Origin of the sequence: Brachybacterium sillae (genome assembly GCF_025028335.1) — a bacterium.
Taxonomy (GTDB): Bacteria; Actinomycetota; Actinomycetes; order Actinomycetales; family Dermabacteraceae; genus Brachybacterium; species Brachybacterium sillae.
In genome coordinates this window covers 2,175,379-2,194,363 of record NZ_JAFEUW010000001.1, presented here as the reverse complement: position 1 = coordinate 2,194,363, position 18,985 = coordinate 2,175,379, and the positions used below count along the sequence as shown (strand labels likewise).

The 18,985-nt window shown below is 72.5% G+C and carries 21 protein-coding genes; 2 read left to right on the top strand and 19 right to left on the bottom strand.

The window, feature by feature from the left end:
* Window positions 1–117: 117 nt before the first annotated feature.
* From pyrH to rpsB, 3 genes are all read right to left on the bottom strand, one after another.
* Entirely contained in the window at window positions 118–879 is a 762-nt protein-coding gene (gene pyrH, locus JSY14_RS10115) for a UMP kinase (protein ID WP_259558813.1), read from the bottom strand.
* 207 nt (window positions 880–1,086) lie between these two features.
* Complete coding sequence (tsf, locus tag JSY14_RS10110) at window positions 1,087–1,911, bottom strand: translation elongation factor Ts (RefSeq protein WP_259558812.1); 825 nt, start codon at window positions 1,909–1,911, stop codon at window positions 1,087–1,089.
* 97 nt (window positions 1,912–2,008) lie between these two features.
* The gene (gene rpsB / locus JSY14_RS10105; protein WP_259558811.1) at window positions 2,009–2,917 is read right to left on the bottom strand and encodes a 30S ribosomal protein S2; all 909 of its coding nucleotides are present in this window, start codon (window positions 2,915–2,917) and stop codon (window positions 2,009–2,011) included.
* Window positions 2,918–3,322: 405 nt separating this feature from the next.
* Between rpsB and JSY14_RS10100 the strand changes: the two genes are divergently transcribed.
* A complete protein-coding gene (locus JSY14_RS10100; RefSeq protein ID WP_259558809.1) occupies window positions 3,323–4,063 on the top strand; it encodes a M23 family metallopeptidase in 741 nt (246 codons plus the stop codon).
* Between the two features lie 80 nt (window positions 4,064–4,143).
* On the top strand, window positions 4,144–5,169 hold the full coding sequence (locus tag JSY14_RS10095) for a golvesin C-terminal-like domain-containing protein (protein WP_259558807.1): 1,026 nt from the start codon (window positions 4,144–4,146) through the stop codon (window positions 5,167–5,169).
* 92 nt (window positions 5,170–5,261) lie between these two features.
* On the opposite strand, the gene JSY14_RS10090 is transcribed toward JSY14_RS10095, so the two are convergent.
* From JSY14_RS10090 to ffh, 16 genes are all read right to left on the bottom strand, one after another.
* On the bottom strand, window positions 5,262–6,320 hold the full coding sequence (locus tag JSY14_RS10090; RefSeq protein WP_259558805.1) for a tyrosine recombinase XerC: 1,059 nt from the start codon (window positions 6,318–6,320) through the stop codon (window positions 5,262–5,264).
* A gap of 68 nt (window positions 6,321–6,388) precedes the next feature.
* The gene (dprA, locus tag JSY14_RS10085; protein ID WP_259558804.1) at window positions 6,389–7,615 is read right to left on the bottom strand and encodes a DNA-processing protein DprA; all 1,227 of its coding nucleotides are present in this window, start codon (window positions 7,613–7,615) and stop codon (window positions 6,389–6,391) included.
* Window positions 7,612–9,174: a YifB family Mg chelatase-like AAA ATPase gene (locus JSY14_RS10080; RefSeq protein WP_259558803.1), complete on the bottom strand. Its 1,563-nt coding sequence runs from the start codon at window positions 9,172–9,174 to the stop codon at window positions 7,612–7,614. Before JSY14_RS10080 ends, dprA begins: the two co-directional genes overlap by 4 nt.
* A 1-nt stretch (window position 9,175) precedes the next feature.
* Window positions 9,176–9,586: a YraN family protein gene (locus JSY14_RS10075; RefSeq protein ID WP_259558801.1), complete on the bottom strand. Its 411-nt coding sequence runs from the start codon at window positions 9,584–9,586 to the stop codon at window positions 9,176–9,178.
* Between the two features lie 98 nt (window positions 9,587–9,684).
* On the bottom strand, window positions 9,685–9,987 hold the full coding sequence (locus JSY14_RS10070) for a DUF2469 domain-containing protein (RefSeq protein WP_259558799.1): 303 nt from the start codon (window positions 9,985–9,987) through the stop codon (window positions 9,685–9,687).
* Between the two features lie 49 nt (window positions 9,988–10,036).
* Window positions 10,037–10,720, bottom strand: a complete 684-nt coding sequence (gene rnhB, locus JSY14_RS10065; protein ID WP_259558798.1) for a ribonuclease HII — start codon at window positions 10,718–10,720, stop codon at window positions 10,037–10,039.
* The gene (gene lepB / locus JSY14_RS10060) at window positions 10,717–11,529 is read right to left on the bottom strand and encodes a signal peptidase I (protein WP_259558796.1); all 813 of its coding nucleotides are present in this window, start codon (window positions 11,527–11,529) and stop codon (window positions 10,717–10,719) included. Before lepB (JSY14_RS10060) ends, rnhB begins: the two co-directional genes overlap by 4 nt.
* Window positions 11,526–12,116, bottom strand: a complete 591-nt coding sequence (lepB, locus tag JSY14_RS10055; protein ID WP_259558794.1) for a signal peptidase I — start codon at window positions 12,114–12,116, stop codon at window positions 11,526–11,528. The genes lepB (JSY14_RS10060) and lepB (JSY14_RS10055) overlap by 4 nt, the downstream gene beginning before the upstream one ends.
* A 6-nt stretch (window positions 12,117–12,122) precedes the next feature.
* Complete coding sequence (gene rplS, locus JSY14_RS10050) at window positions 12,123–12,473, bottom strand: 50S ribosomal protein L19 (RefSeq protein WP_259558791.1); 351 nt, start codon at window positions 12,471–12,473, stop codon at window positions 12,123–12,125.
* 302 nt (window positions 12,474–12,775) lie between these two features.
* Complete coding sequence (gene trmD, locus JSY14_RS10045; RefSeq protein ID WP_259558789.1) at window positions 12,776–13,528, bottom strand: tRNA (guanosine(37)-N1)-methyltransferase TrmD; 753 nt, start codon at window positions 13,526–13,528, stop codon at window positions 12,776–12,778.
* A 4-nt stretch (window positions 13,529–13,532) separates the two neighbouring features.
* Entirely contained in the window at window positions 13,533–14,108 is a 576-nt protein-coding gene (gene rimM, locus JSY14_RS10040) for a ribosome maturation factor RimM (RefSeq protein ID WP_259558786.1), read from the bottom strand.
* Window positions 14,105–15,007, bottom strand: coding sequence for a hypothetical protein (locus JSY14_RS10035; RefSeq protein ID WP_259558783.1), 903 nt, complete (start codon window positions 15,005–15,007; stop codon window positions 14,105–14,107). Before JSY14_RS10035 ends, rimM begins: the two co-directional genes overlap by 4 nt.
* A gap of 64 nt (window positions 15,008–15,071) precedes the next feature.
* Window positions 15,072–15,314, bottom strand: a complete 243-nt coding sequence (locus tag JSY14_RS10030) for an RNA-binding protein (RefSeq protein WP_259558780.1) — start codon at window positions 15,312–15,314, stop codon at window positions 15,072–15,074.
* A 1-nt stretch (window position 15,315) separates the two neighbouring features.
* A complete protein-coding gene (rpsP, locus tag JSY14_RS10025; protein WP_259559661.1) occupies window positions 15,316–15,831 on the bottom strand; it encodes a 30S ribosomal protein S16 in 516 nt (171 codons plus the stop codon).
* A gap of 214 nt (window positions 15,832–16,045) precedes the next feature.
* Window positions 16,046–17,143: an amidohydrolase family protein gene (locus JSY14_RS10020; RefSeq protein WP_259558778.1), complete on the bottom strand. Its 1,098-nt coding sequence runs from the start codon at window positions 17,141–17,143 to the stop codon at window positions 16,046–16,048.
* Between the two features lie 69 nt (window positions 17,144–17,212).
* A complete protein-coding gene (gene ffh, locus JSY14_RS10015; RefSeq protein WP_259558776.1) occupies window positions 17,213–18,889 on the bottom strand; it encodes a signal recognition particle protein in 1,677 nt (558 codons plus the stop codon).
* Window positions 18,890–18,985: the final 96 nt, after the last annotated feature.

The following is an 18,985-nucleotide window of genomic DNA, read 5'->3' as shown; positions in this document are numbered from 1 at the left end:
CGCCGGAACGTCGCCGCCCATTCTCTCTCACATGCGGACCGGCCGCGCCCCGCCGCGTCGGCCCGGGCCACGACGGTGGCCGGGGCGGTGCCCGCGCGGGTGCGAACGCCGGGGGTCTCAGTCGCCGGTGACGACGGTGCCGATGCGGTCCCCGCGCATGGCGCGGGTGATGTTGCCCGGCTCGTCCATCCCGAACACCAGCATCGGCTGCGAGTTGTCCATGCACAGGCTGAAGGCGGTGGAGTCGACGACCTTCAGCCCACGCTGCAGCGCCTCCGCGTAGGTGATCGCGTCGATGCGCTCGGCTGACGGGTCGGTACGCGGGTCCGCGGTGTAGACCCCGTCCACGCCGTTCTTCGCCATCAGCACCTCGTGACAACCGATCTCCAGGGCGCGCTGCACGGCGACGGTGTCGGTGGAGAAGTACGGCATGCCGGCGCCGGCACCGAAGATCACCACGCGGCCCTTCTCGAGGTGCCGCACCGCCCGCAGGGGCAGGTACGGTTCGGCCACCTGGCTCATGCTGATCGCGGACTGGACGCGGGTGGAGACCTGCTTCTGCTCCAGGAAGTCCTGCAGCGCCAGGCAGTTCATGACGGTGCCGAGCATGCCCATGTAGTCGGCGCGGCGGCGGTCCATTCCGCGCTGCGACAGCTCGGCGCCGCGGAAGAAGTTCCCGCCGCCGACGACGACGGCGCACTCGACGCCCTGGGCGACACCCTCGGCGATCTCTCCCGCGATGCGGGAGACGACGTCGGGATCGACACCCACGCGGCCGCCGCCGAAGGCCTCCCCGGACAGCTTCAGCAACACGCGCCGGCCCTGCTCCTTTTTGGGGAGCACGGGGATCTGGGAGGTGAACGTCGCCTGGCTGGTCATCGGAGTCCTTCCGCAGGGTCGGGGTCGGATCGAGGATACCGGGGCGGTGGCGCCGCACCGGAGCGCTCGGGCCGCCGACGCGGACAGTGCGACATGCCCGACACACGCGGGCGGCAGCTGTGCGGGGACGACGACAGCCCCGGGACCGGGTCCCGGGGCTGTCGTGCGGTGTCGTCGCGCTGCCGTGGCGGCGCGTCGACGGTGGGGTCAGTTGCCGACGCGGAAGCGGACGAAGCCGGTGACCTTCGCGCCGGACTCCTCGAGGAACTGGCCCACGGACTTCTTGGAGTCCTTGGCGAACGGCTGGTCCAGCAGCACGTTCTCCTTGAAGAAGCCGTTCAGGCGCCCCTCGACGATCTTCGGCAGAGCCTGCTCGGGCTTGCCCTCGTTCTTCGCGGTTTCCTCGGCGATGCGGCGCTCATCGGCGACGGTCTGCTCCGGGACGTCCTCACGGGTGAGGTACGCCGGGGAGTAGGCGGCGATGTGCATCGCGACGTCGTACGCGGCGTCCTCGCCACCGGCGTTGGTCGCCACCAGCACGCCGACCTGCGGGGGCAGGTCCTTGTTGGTGCGGTGCATGTACTGCACGACCTTCTCGCCCTGCACACGGCCGATGCGGCGCACGACGATCTTCTCGCCCATGGTCGCGCCGGCGTTGGTCAGGGCCTCCCCGAACGGGGTGTTGGCGAGGTCGGCCGGATCGTTCGCGCCGGACTCGACGGCGGCGGCCACGGCCTCGTCACCGAGGGCGACGAACTTGGCGTTCTTGGCCACGAAGTCGGTCTCGGAGTTGATCTCCACGAGGGTGCCGACCTGGCCGCCCTCGGCGTCGCGGACGTCGACGGCGATGAGGCCCTCGGAGGCGGAGCGGCCCTCGCGCTTGGCGATGCCCTTGAGGCCCTTCACGCGGATGATCTCGACGGCCTTGGCCTTGTCGCCGTTGGCCTCGTCGAGCGCCTTCTTGACGTCGAGCATGCCGGCGCCGGTGGACTCGCGGATCTCCTTGATGTCAGCAGCCGTGTAGTTGGCCATGGTCATGTCCTTCCCAAGAGGGGTGCAAGCGGGGTGGTCGAGAGGGATTGTCGTCGAGGGGGGACGTCGCGCGGCCCCGACGGGCCGCGCGACCTGGTCACTCGGCGGCGGGCTGGGCCTCGGCCTGGCCCTCCGCAGCGGCATCGGAGGTGGACTCGCTCGACTCGGCGGCGGGGGTCTCGGCGGCACCGGCACCCTGCTCAGCCGGGGCGTCCTGCTGCTGGGACTCGGACTGCTGCAGCAGCTCACGCTCCCACTCGGCCAGCGGCTCGGCGTCGACGGCGGAGACGTTCTTCTCGCCGCCCTCGCTCTTGGCGTGGCGCTCCTGCAGACCGGCGGCGACGGCATCGCCGATCACCCGGGTCAGCAGGGTGACGGAGCGGATCGCGTCGTCGTTGCCGGGGATCGGGTAGGTGACCTCGTCGGGGTCGCAGTTGGTGTCGAGGATCGCGACGACCGGGATGCCGAGCTTCTGGGCCTCGTCGACGGCCAGGTGCTCCTTGTTGGTGTCGACGATCCACACCGCGCTGGGGGTGCGGGCCATGTCGCGGATGCCGCCGAGGGTCTTCTCCAGCTTCTCCTTCTCGCGGCGCATCATCAGCAGCTCCTTCTTGGTGCGGCCGGAGGAGGCCACATCCTCGAAGTCGATCTGCTCGAGCTCCTTGAGACGGTTCACGCGGGCGGAGACCGTCTGCAGGTTGGTCAGCATGCCGCCGAGCCAGCGCTGGTTCACGTAGGGCATGCCCACGCGGGTGGCCTGCTCACGGATGGACTCCTGCGCCTGCTTCTTGGTGCCGACGAACAGCACGGTGCCGCCGTGGGCGACCGTCTGCTTGACGAAGTCGTACGCCTTGTCGATGTAGGTGAGCGTCTGCATCAGATCGACGATGTAGATGCCGTTGCGCTCGGTGAAGATGAAGCGCTTCATCTTCGGGTTCCAGCGGCGGGTCTGGTGGCCGAAGTGGACGCCGCTCTCCAGGAGCTGGCGCATGGTGACGACTGCCATGAGGTTTCCTCTTCCTCGGGCCCTGGGCTCACGCGGCGCACCTCGGGGGCGTCCGCGGTCCTCGCGCAGGACCTGCTTTCTCGGTTGTCCCCCGGACCGGTCGGCCGGGGCCTGGCGCCCGGGTGTCCGCCCTCCCCTCCCACGCGGACGACGGGCGGGTGCCGTGGCGTCGCGGGTCGGGGACCGATGGGTGGACGCCCTGTCGGGCGCGCGAAGTCATCCGGATCCGCCGGATGCTGGTCTCAGAGTAGCCCACCTCACCGACAGCCCGGGCCGCCATGGGGTGTGAGATCCGGCGGGAGAACCCGGCGGGAGAGCACGGCAGCGTCTCCTCCCCAGGCGCTGGTCATCCACCGGGCGCAGCTCCGGGCGGCGCCCGCTCGGGGGAACGGGCAGGCTCCGGGCATGCCTCTGACCCAGACCTGCCCCGCCCCGTCGGCGCTCGTGCGGCATCTCCCGCGGCGTGTGCGGCCCTCGGCGCTCCTCGCACTCGTCGTGCTCGTGGCGTGTCTCCTTCCGGGAGCGACGGTGCGGGCCGCGCCGGACGTCGAACCGGGGTCGTGGTCGTGGCCCCTTGCGGCACCGCATCGCGTGGTGCATCCCTTCGAGGCGCCCCCGACGCCGTACGCGGCGGGTCACCGTGGGGCGGATCTGGCCGGCGCCGGGGTCCAGGTGCGGGCGGTCGACGACGGGGTCGTGCGGTTCGTGGGGCAGGTGGCGGGCCGGCCCGTGGTGTCGATCCAGCATGCCGGCGGGCTGCAATCGACCTACGAACCGGTGCGTAGCAGTGTGCAGGCCGGTCAACCGGTCCGCCGCGGCGACGTGATCGGCACGCTGGACGAGGCCTCGACCTCCGCCTCGCACTGCGCCCCGCAGCTGTGCCTGCACCTGGGGGCGCGGCTGGCCGGTGGCTATCTGGATCCCCTGCTGCTTCTCGGGGACCGGCGGGGTCCGAGCGTCCTGCTGCCTCTGGACGGCGCCGGGGGCGGGCCGGCGTCAGGCGCCGCGGCGGGCAGCGGTGCCGTGGATCGGGAGACGGGAGAGGCTGCGCGTGCTCCGGACGGGACTACCACGGGCCGCCGGCTCGCCGCCAGCCTGCTGGGGTGGGGAGCCCTCCCCATCGACGCCCCGGACGCCGGTCCTTAACGTCGATGCCGCCACCGCAGCCGCGAGCGGCGTCGACGTCCCCGGTGCCCCCGCACCGCGCCCCCTGAAAGGTCCGTCCCATGACCATCTCCCGTCGTTCCCTCATCCCCCTCACCGCGGCGGCACTGGCCGCTCCCGCCGTCGCCGCGCCGCTCGCCCAGGCCGTGGTCGACAACTGCGGACGCGACCTGCCCGCCATCACGGCCGCCGATCAGCAGGCGTTCTTCACCCGCGTGCCCCCCTGGGCACAGGCCGAGCGCGCCCGCTACCGGGTCCCCGTCTCCGTCGCCATGGGGCAGGCCGGGCTGGAGAGCTACTTCGGCCGCACGGAGATCGCCCGCGTGGCGCACAACCTCCACGGCATCAAAGCCCTGCGGTCCAACGTGCACGCCGTGGGCCAGCGGGATTTCCTCACCGGCGACTGGGTGAACGGCGAGATGGTCTGCCGTCTGCAGCCGTTCCAGGTGTTCGCCACCGAAGCGGAGTCCTTCCTGGGACACGGCGCGTTCCTGCAGCACACCAACTACTCCGCAGCGTTCCGGTACACCGACGATCCGTACCGGTTCCTGGTGGAGGTCGACAAGGGCGGTTACGGCGGCACCGGCGACTACGCCGACCGCGTCTGGGCGTTCATCACCAAGCACGGCCTCACCCGGTACGACGCCCTCACCGGTGGGACCTCCCCGGCGCCCTCCACCTTCAGCGCCGTGGTCACCACCCAGTGGCAGAGCTTCACGGCGTCCTCGAACTGGGGCACCTCCAGCTGGGGCACCCAGAAGCGGGGCAGCAGCTACCGCTATGCGAGCCCCGCGAAGGTCTCCGACGTCGCCTGGTTCTCGGCGAATCTGCCGGCTGCCGGCCGCTACCGGATCGAGGTGTGGTACCCGGCCGCGAGCGGGTACAACACCCAGACTCCGGGGTTGATCCCGGCCTCGACCGGCCAGGTCTCGGTGACGCTGGACCAGACCCGCAACGGCGGGGTGTGGCGGGACCTCGGCACGCACAGCTTCGGTGCGGGGACGCGGCTCCTGTTCGGGGTGAGCCGGTGGAGCGCCGCCCCCGGCTACGTCGTCGCCGACGCGATCCGCGTGACCCGCGTGGCCTGACTCCGGCCGTCGGCGCAGGCACCCCCGGGGGCGTCCGCGCATCGCGCTGACCCTGTCCGATGCCGTCCTCCCACCGGCGGCACCGGGCGGGGTCAGGCGCGGGGATGGGCCTGCTCGACCACGGCACGCAGCCGCTCCGGCGTGACGTGCGTGTAGATCTGCGTGGTGGCGAGTGAGGAGTGGCCGAGGAAGTCCTGGACGCTGCGCAGGTCGGCCCCGCCGTCGACCAGGTGCGTCGCGGCGGTGTGTCGCAGCGTGTGCGGGGTGACGTGACGGGAGATCCCGGCGGCGCGGGCGCGTCGGTCGATCATGCTGCGCACCGCCCGATCCCCCAGGCGGCGGCCTCGGGCCCCGAGGAACAGGGCGGAACCGGCCGGGTCCACGGCAGGGCTGGTGCAACCCGCTGCGTCCCCCGACGCCGGGCTCCCGGCCACGACGAGGTTCGGGCGCCCCTGCCGCAGGTACCTCTCCAGGGCGCGCAGGGCCGGCACCCCCACCGGGACCACGCGTTCCTTCGCGCCCTTGCCGAGCACCCGCACGGTGTGCTCCGTGGTGTCGACATCGCCGAGATCCAGCCCCACCAGTTCGGAGACGCGCAGTCCGCTGGAATACAGCAGCTCGAGGATCGCGGCGTCCCGCAGGTCGATCGGGGTGGGGGCGGTCTCGGCCGACGGGACCGAGGGACGCGGGCCCGCAGGGTCCTTTTCCGCGGGATCGCCGACGGGAGAGTGCGATCCCGCACCGCGCCGGCTCACGGCGGGTTCGGTGACCAGGCGCGCGGCCTGGTCACCGGTGAGGACGGTGGGAAGGTGGCGCCCCCGCCGCGGCGTCTGCAGGCGGCCACTGAGGTCGTGGGGAATCCGGCCGGTGGTGTGAAGCCAGGTGACGAAGGTCCGTACCGCGGCTGCGGAGCGTGCGAGGGTCGCAGGTGCCGCCCCGGTCTCCATCCGTGCCGCGAGGAAGGACCGCAGAGCCGCCACATCGAGGTCCTCCACCTCGATCCGTTCGCGGTCCCGCAGATGCTCCAGCAGCTGTGCGGCCTCCCGGCGGTAGGCGCGCACCGTGTGTGCCGAACGGCCGCGCTCCAGGGCGAGGTGCTCGGTGAACGCCTCGACCAGTGCCTCCTCGGCGGCCGGGTCCCTGGTGGTCATGCCCAGCAGTGTCGCAGACCGGGGCCCGCAGTGCCGGGGCGACGCCACGACACCGGGGGCGGGGCGTCTCAGCGGCGGCGGGCCCTCTCCTCCCGCAGCTCGACGCGGCCGAACAGCTGCAGATGGGCCAGCTGCGTGGTGACCTCGGCAGGCGGCAACCCCGTCTCCAGGGCGAGCGCTGCGACGGTGGCCCAGCCCCGCGGGGGCAGGGCATCGAGCACGCGGCGCGCCGCCGGTCCCAACAGATCCAGCTCATCCTGCCGCCGCTGCTCCTCCGGTGGCGCCTGCCCCGGCAGCAGGGCGCGCGCCTCCTCCGCACAGGTGATCGGCAGGACCGCGGCGTCACGCATCAGCTGGTGGCATCCGGCGGACGACGGGGCGGTGATGGGGCCGGGCACCGCACCCACCTCCCGTCCGATCTCCAGGGCGCGCCGGGCAGTGGACAGCGCCCCGGAGCGCCACGCCGCCTCCACCACCACCGTCGCCCCGGACAGCGCCGCGATCAACCGGTTCCGGGCGAGGAACCGCCACCGGGTGGGGGCCATGCCGGGTGGGCTCTCCGCCAGCAGCAGATGCTCATCGCCGATGCGCCGCAGCAGCTGTGCATTGCCCGGCGGATAGAGCGCGTCGAGGCCCCCGGCGAGCAGCGCCACGGTGGAGCCCCCTGCCTGCAGGGCGCCGCGGTGCGCCGCCGCGTCGATCCCGTAGGCGCCTCCGGAGACCACCGTGATCCCGCGCTGCGCGAGACCGGCGGCGAGTTCGTGGGCCGCATCCTCCCCGTACGGGGTGGAGGCGCGGGACCCGACGACCGCGAGGGACCGGTCGGTGGCGTTCAGTTCGGCCGCGTTGCCGGGCCCGATGGCCCACAGGCAGAACGGTGTGTGTGGTCCGAGGTCCCCGAGGGCCGTGGGCCATTCCGGGTCGTGGGGGACGATCAACCGCACCTCGGCCTCGGTGACCCGGCCCAGCGCCCGGTCAAGGTCGAGATCCGCCAGGCGCGCCCGCCAGCGGCGCAGGGCAGCGTCGGCGCGCTGCCGCGGGTCGGGGCTGGCGCTGCCGCGCGGGTCGAGACCGTCTGAGGGGATCTCCGGCAGCTCAGCGAGCAGCTGCGCACCGGTGCCACGGTGGACCCGGTCGAGGGCGGCACGGGCCCCGAGCTCGTCGACGGCAGCATGGGCGATGTCATCGCCCGGTTCGGCGAGCATCGACCACACGGCGCGGGCGAGGCGTTCCTCGTCCTCGGCGAGGGCGGCGCGCAGACCGGGCTGATGACCGGGGGTGGGCAGGGCGCTCATCGGCGATCACTCCCCCGCAGCTGCAGCGCCTGCCCGACGTGGTCGGCGCCGGGCCGATCCGCACCGGCCAGATCCGCCAGTGTCCAGGCCACCCGCATCACCCGGTCGTGACCGCGCAGGCTCAGCCTGCCGGCCTCCACGGCGTGCTGCAGCAGACGCTGCTCAGCCGGGGCGGCACGGAAGTCGCGGCGCAGCAGGGGTCCGGGGATCTCACAGTTGCGTCGGAAGGGGAGGTCCGCGAATCGGTCCTCCTGTCGGCGTCGGGCGGCGGCGACCCGTGCGGCGATCACGGCGCTGCTCTCCTCCCCTCCCCCGGTCATCACCCGCCGGGTGTCGGCCGGGGGCACGTCGATGCGCAGGTCGATGCGGTCCAACACCGGGCCCGACAGACGGGCCGCATAGCGGCGGCGCTGCAGGGAGGTGCAAGTGCAGCGTTCCCCTCGGCCGCCGCCGTGCCCGCAGGGGCAGGGGTTCGCCGCCATGACCAGTTGGAACCGTGCCGGGTAACGCACCACGGCACGGGAGCGGTGCAGGGTGATGTCCCCGCGTTCGAGGGGTTCACGCAGCGCCTCCAGCACTCCGGAGGGGAACTCGGGCGCCTCGTCGAGGAACAGCACCCCGCCGTGGGCGCGGGAGATCGCCCCCGGGGCGGCGGTGCCAGAGCCGCCGCCGACCACCGCGGCGGTGGTAGCGGTGTGGTGGGGTGCTTCGAACGGGGGCCGACGGATGAGACCGTCCGCCGCGCGGAATCTGCCGGCGAGGGAATGCAGGGAGCTGACCACCAGGGACTCCTCCATGCTGAGGTCCGGCAGGATCGACGGCAGCCGGGTCGCGATCATCGTCTTCCCGGCGCCGGGAGGGCCGACCAGCAGCAGGTGGTGCCCTCCGGCCGCGGCGACCTCCGCGGCGGCCCGGGCCTGCGCCTGCCCGATGACGTCGGCGAAATCGGGGCTCACCGCACCGAGGGCGGGGGTGTCCACGCCTCGGAGGGATGCACCGTGGGTGCCGCCGCGCACGGGCAGCCCGGCACGCCCGCGCATCCTCACCGGGGCCCCATGAACGCGCGCCACCGCCGCGAGGTCCTCCGCCGCGAGAACATTCATGCCTTCCACCAGGCGGGCCTCATCGAAGCAGTCCGCGGGGACAACCGCCCGTGTGACGCCTCGGTCGCGGGCGGCGACCAGCGCCGGCAGCACCCCGGGCACGGGCCGCAGCCGGGCGTCGAGTCCGAGCTCACCCAGGTGCAGGGTCTGCCGGGGTGAATCCGGGGGGATCACGCCCTGTGCGGTGAGCACCGCCACCGCGACGGCCAGGTCGAATCCGCTGCCGTGTTTGGGCAGCCATGCGGGCACCAGGTTCACGGTGATCCGCCGTGACGGCAGGGAGTGACCGATGTGGGCGGCGGCGGCACGGACCCGGTCCCGGGCCTGCAGCATCGAGGAATCCGGCAGCCCCACCACGGTGAAGGCGGGCAGGCCGGTGGCGACGTGCGCCTCGACCTCCACGACGGTGCCGTCGAGCCCCTGCAGGGCGACGGCGAGGGTGCGTCCGAGTGACATGTCACCACACCCCCTTCAGGTGCTCCATCTCCAGGGGACGCCCGGGAGGGGCGAGCACCGCGATCACGTCGAGCCGGACGTCGGTGTGGGGGACGGAGCGGGTGGTGAGGTAGCGGCCGATGAGTGCACGCAGCCGCCGCACCTTGGTGGCGGTGACGGAGGCCTGCGGGGCGCCGGTGACGAGGGTACGGCGGGTCTTGACCTCGACGAACACCAGGCTGGTGCCGTCGAGGGCGATGAGGTCGATCTCCCCGCGGTCCAGGCGGACGTTGCGTTCGAGCAGCGTCCAGCCCTGTTGCTCGAGGCGGGCGGCGGCCCAGTCCTCACCGAGCTCTCCGAGCTCACGGGCACTGAGGGAGGCGATGTGGTCGAGACGATCCAGGAGCGGTCGGGGCGGCGTCGTGGTGTGCATCGCCCCACCGTGCGGGACGGCCCCCGCGCGCGACCACGGGCGGCCGCGGATTCTGGACGACCGGCCCCGGTGGAGGAAACGTGGACGGGCGCCGCCCGTCAGGGCAGCGGCAGGTCCGGTTTCGCGAGCTCCTCGACGTTCACGTCCTTGAACGTCACCACCCTCACCGAACGCACGAAACGGTTGGAGCGGTAGACGTCCCACACCCACGCATCGGCCAGGGTCAGTTCGTAGAACACCTCACCGCCGGCGGTGCGCACCTGCAGGTCCACCTGATTGGCGAGGTAGAACCGCCGCTCGGTCTCCACCACATACGTGAACAACCCGACCACGTCGCGGTACTCGCGGTAGAGCTGCAGCTCCATGTCGGACTCGTAGTTCTCGAGATCCTGGGTGCTCACATCGACCTCCGCGTCCTGAGTGCGCTGTGTGACCGAACGCCGCCCCACACTACGCCAGCGGCAGAGTGGGTGCGTCCAGGCCCAGGTTCCAGCTGCGCCGGTGCTCCGGGTGGGCGCCGTACTCCCGCAGGGCCTGCCGGTGCGCCGCGGATCCGTACCCCTTGTTGCCCGCCCATCCGTACTGCGGGGCGTCGGCGTCCAGGCGCTGCATGTGGGCGTCACGTTCCACCTTCGCCACCACACTGGCGGCGGCGACGCTGGCGCAGTCACGGTCGGCCCCGACGCGGACGGTCACCGAGGCCTGCGCACCCAGGCCGTCGCGGGCGAGGACGTCCACGGAGCCGTCGAGGAGGATCGCATGGACGGGCAGCTCCAGTGCCGTGAGGGCACGGCGGGCGGCGCGGGCGAGAGCCGGGAGGATCCCCAGCTCGTCGATCTCCGCGGCGCTGGCCCATCCGCTGGCGGTGGGCGCGGCCTGGCGGATCCGCGGTGCGAGCGCCTCCCGGCGGCGGGGCGTGAGCAGTTTGGAGTCACGCACCTCCGGCGGCAGCACCGTCATCGGTTCCGCGTCGACCATCCGGATCGCGCAGGCGCCGATGACGACCGGTCCGGCGAGGGCGCCGCGGCCCACCTCGTCGAGGCCCACGATGATGGCCTCACCGTGAGGGCGCAGCTGCCGGGCGAGGCCCGTCTCCACCTGCAGGGTGGGGGCGGGGCGGGAGCGGGTGGTCACTGGGCGGCGGGGACGTCCGCAAAGGCGTCCCGGCCCTCGCCGAGGGTCTCCCACCGCGTCAGCGGCCAGAAGACGACGACGGCCCGCCCCGTGACGTCCTCCAGCGGGACGAAGCCGTTGCCGTTCTGCGCCTGATGCCAGGCGGAGTCTCCCGACTGGAAACGGTTGTCGCCGAGCACCCACACGGAGTCCTGCGGGACGGTGACATCGAAGGTGGTCTGGCAGGCGCCGGTGCCCGGCGCGATGTACGGCTCGGTGACGGGCGTGCCGTTGACGCTCACGTCGCCCCCGGTCTCCGTGCAGGTCACCCGGTCACCGGGAAGGCCGGCCAGTCGCTTCACCAGGAAGGACTGGGAGGGGTCCGGCACCAGGCCGACGAAACTGAGGACCTTCTGCGCCCGGTAGCGGGTCGAATCCGGCGGCATGGGGGCGCCCACCCAGTCCCCCGGGTCCTCGAACACGACGACATCGCCGCGCTCCAGGTCGAACACCCCCGGGCTGAGCTTGGAGACGAGGATCTTGTCGTTCTCCAGCAGCGTCGGATGCATCGAGGCGGAGGGGATGTAGAACGGCTGCACCAGGAAGGTCTTCACCAGCACCGCGATCAGCAGCGCCACGACCATAGTCAACAGGTACTCCAGCACGCTGCCCCGCCGAGCGGAACGGTCGGCGCGGCGGCCGCTCGCCGTCGACGCGCCGGTCGACCCCGGGGTCGCGTTCGGTGCCGACTCCGCGGTCGAGTCCGGAGTCGCATCCGGGGCGGGCTGAGAGACCGACTCCGGGACGGTGTCGGGGGAGGTCTCGTTCATCGGCTCGAGTCTATCGGCGGCAGGGACCGCGCACGCGCGGGCGGCCACACGATCCGCGTCACGGTTCCGACCACCCGTTCCTCGGGCACCATGCCGCCGCCGGGTGCCCCCAGCCGGTGCCGGGAGTCGGTCGAGTTCGCGCGGTCGTCGCCGAGCAGGAACACGCGGCCCTGCGGCACCTCGACATCGAAGTCGATGTCACTGGCGCGCTGGCCGCCGGGCACGTACGGCTCCGTCAGCGGGCGACCGTCGACCATCAGGCGACCATCCGCGGTGCAGCAGGTGATGCGCTGACCACCCACCCCGATCACCCGCTTGACCCAGTAGTGGCCGCCGGAATCGGCGTCGGCCAGGTACCCGCGGCCGTCGACGACCACGACATCGCCGGGCCGGGCCCGCCCCCGTGCGGTCCGGTCGGCGAGGATGACGTCGCCCCGCTGCAGCAGCGGTGACATGGAGCCGCTGGGGACGGTGAACGGCTGTGCCACGAGCTCGCGGATCCCCCACGCCGCCAGCAGAGCCACCACCGCGACGACGGCGACCGCCCCCAGCAGGGACGGCCGCCGTCGTGCGGTGCGTGCGGTCATGCGCGCTCAGGAGTGATCGCGCTTCTCCTTGATGCGGGCCTTCTTGCCGGTGAGGCCGCGCAGGTAGTACAGCTTCGCGCGGCGGACGTCGCCGCGGCTGACAACCTCGATCTTCTCGATGGTCGGGGCGTGCACGGGGAACACGCGCTCCACGCCGACACCGAAGGAGACCTTGCGGACGCGGAAGGTCTCGCGCACACCGTCACCCTGGCGGGCGATGACGTACCCCTGGAAGACCTGCACGCGGGAGCGGTTGCCCTCGATGACCTTCACGTGGACCTTGACGTTGTCGCCCGGGCGGAACGACGGGATGTCGTCGCGCAGGGACGCCTTGTCGAGCTCGTCGAGCTTCTGCATGGTGTGTCCTCCACCTCCCGCCCCAGGTCGGACGGTGTGTTCGCGGGGATGCCGGAGCATCCGGGAACCATGATCCGGCGGGGCGGAACCCCGTGCCGGTGTGCTGGGCCTCTGGCCGCGACTCCCATCGCGACGGACCTGCCCGGCCGCCTGCTGCACGGTCCCCCTGGGGCAGGACCGCGCGCGGCATGCACAGCGGACCATTGTGCCGCGGCCACGGCTCGCGTGCCAAGTGGGGTGCACGCAGGGTGCCGGACATCTCGTCGGCGGGCGACGATCGGGAACGGGCTGTCGGCGACCCGTCAGTGCTGTGGGTCGGTCCCCTGGGCGCGGCGGGCTGCGAGATCGGGGCGGCGCTGTGCGGTGCGCTGCTCCGACTGCTCCCTGCGCCACTGCGCGATGCGGGCGTGGTTCCCGGACAGCAGCACCTCCGGGGCGTCGCGGGTGATGCCCAGCGGATCGGTCCAGCTGGCCGGCCGGGTGTACAGCGGGTACTCCAGCAGACCGTCGGAGTGGGACTCCTCCACCAGGGACTCGGCATTGCCGACCACCCCGGGGATCAGCCGCACGACGGCCTCGGTCATCGCCAGGACCGCGACCTCGCCACCGTTGAGCACATAGTCACCGAGGCTCGCGAGGGCGACCTCATGACCGGCGTCGGCCAGGTGGTCGTACACCCGCTCGTCGATGCCCTCGTAACGACCGCAGGCGAACACGATCCACGGTCGAGCGGACCACTCCTGCGCGGTGGCCTGCGCGAACGGCGTCCCTGCGGGGTTCGGGAACACGATCAGCGGGCGCGCGCCGGCGCCGAGCTCCTCCCGGCCGGTGGCGACGACGGCGGCGAAGGCCTCCGCCCACGGTTCAGGTTTCATCACCATGCCCGCTCCCCCGCCCAGCGGCGTGTCATCGACGGTGCGGTGGCGATCATGGGTCCAGTCCCGCAGGTCGTGGACGTGGAGGTCGAGGACTCCCCGGCGGCGGGCCTTGCCGATGAGGGACAGGTCCAGCGGCTGCAGGTACTCCGGGAAGACGGTGAGGACGTCGATCCGCACCGGCTCAGCCCTCGTGACCGGGGTCGATCTCGGGGTCGCGCTCGGAGACGACGTCATCGTCGAAGAGGCCGCCGGGCGGGTCGGCCCGCACCACCCCCTGCTCCAGATCGACCTCGGGCACCAGTTCCTCCACGAACGGCAGCATCACGCGGCGACCATCGGCCCCTCGCACGATCAGCAGGTCCTGGGCGGGGTAGTGCTCCAGGTCGATGACCTCCCCGAGCACGCGATCATCGGCGACATGCCGCACCGTCAGGCCCTGCAGCTCGAAGGCGTACCAGGCGTCGGGGTCCTCCTCGGCCTCCGCCTCCGGGTCGACCTCGAGGGTCAGCTCGGCCCCGCGCAGCTGCTCGGCGGCCGTGCGGTCGGTGACCTCCACGAATTTGGCATACCAGCGGCCCTGCTGCACGCGGGTGCCGGCCACCGTGAGGGTGCGCGGCGCCCCGGGCACGTCCAGCGCGAAGGCGGTGCCGTCGGCGAGCCGTTCCTCGGGGCGGTCGGTGCGCAGCAACAGGGCGACCTCGCCGCGCAGCCCGTGCGCCTTGCCGATGGTCGCGACGGCGACCTCCACAGTGCTCACACCAGTCCTCCTTCGTCGCCGCCGGAAGGCTCCTGCCCGGAGCCCGTGGCGTACCCGGCGGCGGTGCACGCCGCAGTCAGATCCTCCAGGGGGGCCGCGATACCCGGAGAGTCGAGGTCACCGCCGAGGGCGTCCGCCACCGGGGTGCGGATGTCCAGCAGCGCCTTCCGCACGGCGTCGTCGTCGACCGCCCGGATCTCCTCCGTGAGCACGGTGTCGACCACGCGCAGCTGGTCCTCCCGGCCGTCCGGCACCGTCCGGGGGCTGCGGCCGACGAGCTGGAACAGCTCGGAGGTCAGCACGTTCGCGCTGCGCAGGTCCGTGCGGGTGAGGGGGGTGTCGAACACGTCCGCACACACGAGCGTGGCGGGCTTGGTGGCGTCGGCCCCCGGGGCGGCGGCCCACTGGGCGGCCGGTGAGGCGGGGGCGCAGGCGTCGGCGAGCTGCGCGTAGGCGGCGTCGAAGGCGTCCATGTCGGCGGCCGCGCCGCGCTGGGGCTGCTCCCGCATCCAGGTGGCCAGCGGCGCAGCCGCCTGCTGCAGGGCGGGAGGGGCGGAGGCGACGGCCGCCTCGATGTCGTCCCCGGTCATCGCGTAGAACATGGGGTCGTCAGGACCGTTCTCCCGCGCGGTGGCGGCGCGGTCGAGGATGTCCCGGGTCAGCGGTGCCCGGTAGTCAGGGTCGCCCCACAGCTCGGCACACGCCTCGCGGGTGGCGGGGTCGACGGCCGCGGAGGGCGCCGCGGAGCCCGACGGTGCCGCGGACGTCTCGGACCTCGCGGGGTCGGTCGGCGCCGCTGCGGGGTCCTGCGCTCCGGGGCCCTGTGTTCCGGGGGTGGTGCAGGCGCCCAACAGCAGCATCAGGGCCGCCGTCGTGGTGAGGATTCGCGGGGTGCGCACAGCACGAAGGCGGCGCCGCATCGCGGCGCCGCCTTCGTGGACGCGGGGTGGCGTCACCGACCGGTCAGCGACGGTCGACGTCGACGATGTCGACGCGCACGTCGTCGTCCGACAGTGCGGCCGTCACGGTGCGCAGGGCGCGGGCCGTGCGGCCGGAGCGGCCGATGACACGGCCGAGGTCCTCGGGGTGGACCCGCACCTCGAGCAGCGGCCCGCGGCGCGTGGACTTCTCCTTCACGTGCACGTCATCGGGGTGATCCACGATGCCGCGCACCAGATGGTCGAGGGCTTCGGCGCGTGCGCTCATCTCAGGCCTCGTCGGAGGTCTGGGCCTCGGCGTCCTCGGTGGACTCGCCCTGCTCGTTCGCCTGGTCGGCGCCCGGCTCGACGTCCTGGGTCTCGGACTCGGTGTTCTCGCCCTCGGTGCTGGTCACGTCGGACTCCTCCTTCTCCTTCGCCTTCTTGGCGCCCTCGCGGGACTCCGCGGCGGCCTTGTCGGCCTCGGCGATGAGATCCTCGGCGGAGGTCTTCGCCTCGGCGGACTTCAGGGTACCGGCGGTGTCACCCTCGCCCTTGAACTTCGCCCAGTCACCGGTGATCTTCAGGATGGCGGCGACCTGCTCAGTGGGCTGCGCGCCCACGCCCAGCCAGTACTGCGCGCGCTCGGAGTCGACCTCGATGAACGAGGGCTCCTCGGTGGGGTGGTACTTGCCGATCTCCTCGATCACGGCGCCGTCGCGCTTGGTGCGCGAGTCGGCCACAACGATGCGGTAGTACGGCGCGCGGATCTTGCCCAGGCGCTTGAGTCGGATCTTGACGGCCACGAGTGTGGACACTCCTTCGATGATGTTCGGGTGAGCCCCGCCGCGGCCTGTGGGGTCATGCGGGCGCCGGCGTCGCTCGGGGTTCGTGCACGGACGGTAGAGGGCCGGTCCGGGCACGCACGCACCTGATTATGCCAGCGTGGCGGGGCGCCGGGCCACCGCAGCCGGTGTGCCCCCACCCACAGCACGCGGGATGCACGGGGGCACGCTCGCCTCAGGCGACGCGGGCACCGCCGACGACGATCGCGGCGGGGCGGCGCAGCACGCGGTGGTCCTGGCGCGGGTCCGCCTCGAGCACCAGCAGGTCGGCGCGGGCACCATCCTCGAGGCCCGGCACGCCCAGGAACCGGTGGGGCTCCCAGGTGGCGGCGGTGAGGATCTCGGTGGGGGTCAGACCCGCGCGCGCGAGTTCGTCGAGTTCGTCGTGGATGATGCCGTGCCCCAGCACTCCCCCGGCGTCGGTGCCGACCATCAGCGGCACCCCGGCGTCGAGGGCGTCGCGGGTGCGGTCGTAGCGGGCTGCCCGCAGTCGGCGCATATGCGCGGCATAGTCGGGGAACTTCCGCTCCCCCTGACGGGCGTACTGCTCGAACTCCCCGACGTTCACCAGGGTCGTCACCACCGGGGTGCGGCTGTCGGCGGCCCGCCGGATCGTCTCGTCGGTCAGCCCGGTGGCGTGCTCGAGGCAGTCGAACCCCGCATCGAGCAGCAGCGGCAGCGTCTCCTCGGCGAAGGTGTGGGCGGTGATCCGCGCCCCTGCGGCGTGCGCGGCCTCAGCGGCCGCGGCGAGGGTCGGCCCGTCCCAGCAGGGCGTGAGGTCGCCGACGGGTCGGTCGATCCAGTCGCCGACGAGTTTGACCCAGCCGTCGCCGCGGCGGGCCTCGACGGTGACGGCGTCCGGCAGCTGCTCGGGCTCGAGCTCGTGGGCGTAGCCGATGAGGTACCGGCGGGTGCGGGCGAGGTGGCGGCCGCAGCGGATGATCCGCGGCAGGTCCTGCTGCTGCTGCAGCGGGGTGGTGTCGATGATGCTGCCGGCGTCGCGGATCAACAGCACCCCGGTGTCCCGGTCGGTGAGGGCCTGCCGGCGGGCCTCCTCGAGGGTGGTGCCGGCGCCGTCATCACCGATCCCCACATGGCAGTGGAGGTCGGCAAGACCCGGCACCACAGGACCGTCGAGGCGCTGCACCTCGACCCCGGCGGGAAGGTCGGGTCGCTCGTGATGGAGGCGGCCACCGACCACCCACGCCTGCGACAGCTCGGTGTGCTCGTCGACGAGGATCGGGCCGGTCAGGTGCAGGACGGTGTCGGTCATGCCTCCATCCTGGCACCGGTCACGGGCGCGGGCCGGGCCGATCGGCACCAGCCGGGGCGATCGGGCCCGTCAGCGACCCTTCCCGAACAGCTTGCGCATCTCCGGCGGCAGCTGGTCCGGGTCGAGGTCCTGCAGTGCCGACAGGTCGGGCATGCCGCCGCCGAAGGGGTTCTGGCCGCCGAACGCCCCGGCGGGGCCGCCACCGAACGCGGACCCGCTCTGCTCGGTGCCCTCGGCGCCCTCACCACCGGCTTCCAGCGCACGCTGCTGCTGGGCGGCCTTGCGCAGGGCCGCCTGGTTGCGGGCCTTCGCGGCCTTGCTCTTGCCCTTGGACTTCTTGGTGCCCGCGTAGGGGGACGCCATCTTGCCGCGGGACTTCTTGCCGTACCCCATGCCGGGCATGCCCGGCATCATCGGGGCGCCGCCACCGGCCCCACCCATCATGGAGCTGCCCATGGTGCGCATCATCTTCTGCGCCTGGGTGAAACGCTCCAGCAGCTGGTTCACCTCGGAGACGCTGGTGCCGGAGCCCTTGGCGATGCGGGCGCGGCGGGACCCGTTAATGATCTTCGAATCGGCGCGCTCCGCGGGGGTCATCGACTGGATGATCGCCTCGACGCGGCCGAGGTCCTTCTCGTCGAAGGCCTCGAGCTGCTCGCGGAACTGCCCCATGTTGGGCAGCATCCCCAGCATCTTCTTGATGCTGCCCATGTTCTTCAGCTGCTGCATCTGCCGCAGGAAGTCATCAAGGGTGAAGTCCTCACCGGAGGCGATCTTCTGTGCGGCCTTCTCGGCCTCGGCCCGGTCGAAGCTCTTCTCCGCCTGCTCGATGAGGGTGAGCACATCACCCATGTCGAGGATGCGGCTGGCCATCCGGTCCGGATGGAAGCGCTCGAAGTCGTCGAGCTGCTCACCGGTGGAGGCGAACAGGATCGGGCGCTGCGTGACACCGGTGATGGACAGGGCCGCGCCACCGCGGGCGTCACCGTCGAGCTTCGACAGCACCACACCGGTGAAACCGACGCCGTCGCGGAAGGCCTCCGCCACGCGGGCGGCGTCCTGACCGATCATCGCGTCGACGACGAACAGGGTCTCGTGGGGGTTGACGGCGTCGCGGATGTCCCGCGCCTGCTGCATCATCTCCTCGTCGATGCCGAGACGTCCGGCCGTATCGACGATGACCACGTCATGCTGCTGGAACTGGGCGGTGGAGACACCGTTCATCGCCACCAGCACCGGGTCACCGACACCGTTGCCGGGTTCGGGCGCGAACACCGGCACACCGGCGCGTTCACCGACGATCTGCAGCTGGTTGACGGCGTTGGGGCGCTGCAGGTCGGCGGCGACGAGCAGCGGGGTGTGACCCTCGCTCTTCATCCACCGGGCGAGCTTGCCGGCCAGGGTGGTCTTTCCGGCACCCTGCAGACCGGCCAGCATGATGACCGTCGGCGGGTGCTTCGCCCAGGTCAGTTCCCGGGTGTCGCCGCCGAGCACCTGCACCAGCTCGTCGTGGACGATCTTCACGACCTGCTGGGCGGGGTTCAGGGCCTTGGAGACCTCCTCGCCCAGGGCGCGCTCGCGCACCCGGCCGGTGAACTCACGGACCACCGGCACGGCGACGTCGGCGTCGAGCAGGGCGCGGCGGATCTCCCGGATGGTCCGGTCGACGTCGGCCTCGGTGAGGCGGCCGTGGCCGCGCAGCCCCCGCAGGGACGCGGTGATGCGGTCGGACAGATTGGTGAACACGCGGAGTTTCCCCTTGGTCGTGCGGACCGGCCCAGTCTAGTCGCGGCCCCGCGGGCCCCCGGGAGGTGAAGCGGCCGGGGCCGGGCGCAGATCACG

Excerpts from the sequence above, each read along its gene's own strand:
- JSY14_RS10075 (WP_259558801.1), bottom strand. The coding sequence starts at position 9,586 with ATGCACACCACGACGCCGCCCCGACCGCTCCTGGATCGTCTCGACCAC.
- JSY14_RS10095 (WP_259558807.1), top strand. The coding sequence starts at position 4,144 with ATGACCATCTCCCGTCGTTCCCTCATCCCCCTCACCGCGGCGGCACTG.
- JSY14_RS10020 (WP_259558778.1), bottom strand. The coding sequence starts at position 17,143 with ATGACCGACACCGTCCTGCACCTGACCGGCCCGATCCTCGTCGACGAG.
- lepB (WP_259558796.1), bottom strand. The coding sequence starts at position 11,529 with ATGAACGAGACCTCCCCCGACACCGTCCCGGAGTCGGTCTCTCAGCCC.
- rplS (WP_259558791.1), bottom strand. The coding sequence starts at position 12,473 with ATGCAGAAGCTCGACGAGCTCGACAAGGCGTCCCTGCGCGACGACATC.
- rpsB (WP_259558811.1), bottom strand. The coding sequence starts at position 2,917 with ATGGCAGTCGTCACCATGCGCCAGCTCCTGGAGAGCGGCGTCCACTTC.
- pyrH (WP_259558813.1), bottom strand. The coding sequence starts at position 879 with ATGACCAGCCAGGCGACGTTCACCTCCCAGATCCCCGTGCTCCCCAAA.
- tsf (WP_259558812.1), bottom strand. The coding sequence starts at position 1,911 with ATGGCCAACTACACGGCTGCTGACATCAAGGAGATCCGCGAGTCCACC.
- dprA (WP_259558804.1), bottom strand. The coding sequence starts at position 7,615 with ATGAGCGCCCTGCCCACCCCCGGTCATCAGCCCGGTCTGCGCGCCGCC.
- JSY14_RS10080 (WP_259558803.1), bottom strand. The coding sequence starts at position 9,174 with ATGTCACTCGGACGCACCCTCGCCGTCGCCCTGCAGGGGCTCGACGGC.
- JSY14_RS10090 (WP_259558805.1), bottom strand. The coding sequence starts at position 6,320 with ATGACCACCAGGGACCCGGCCGCCGAGGAGGCACTGGTCGAGGCGTTC.
- JSY14_RS10030 (WP_259558780.1), bottom strand. The coding sequence starts at position 15,314 with ATGAGCGCACGCGCCGAAGCCCTCGACCATCTGGTGCGCGGCATCGTG.
- JSY14_RS10100 (WP_259558809.1), top strand. The coding sequence starts at position 3,323 with ATGCCTCTGACCCAGACCTGCCCCGCCCCGTCGGCGCTCGTGCGGCAT.
- lepB (WP_259558794.1), bottom strand. The coding sequence starts at position 12,116 with ATGACCGCACGCACCGCACGACGGCGGCCGTCCCTGCTGGGGGCGGTC.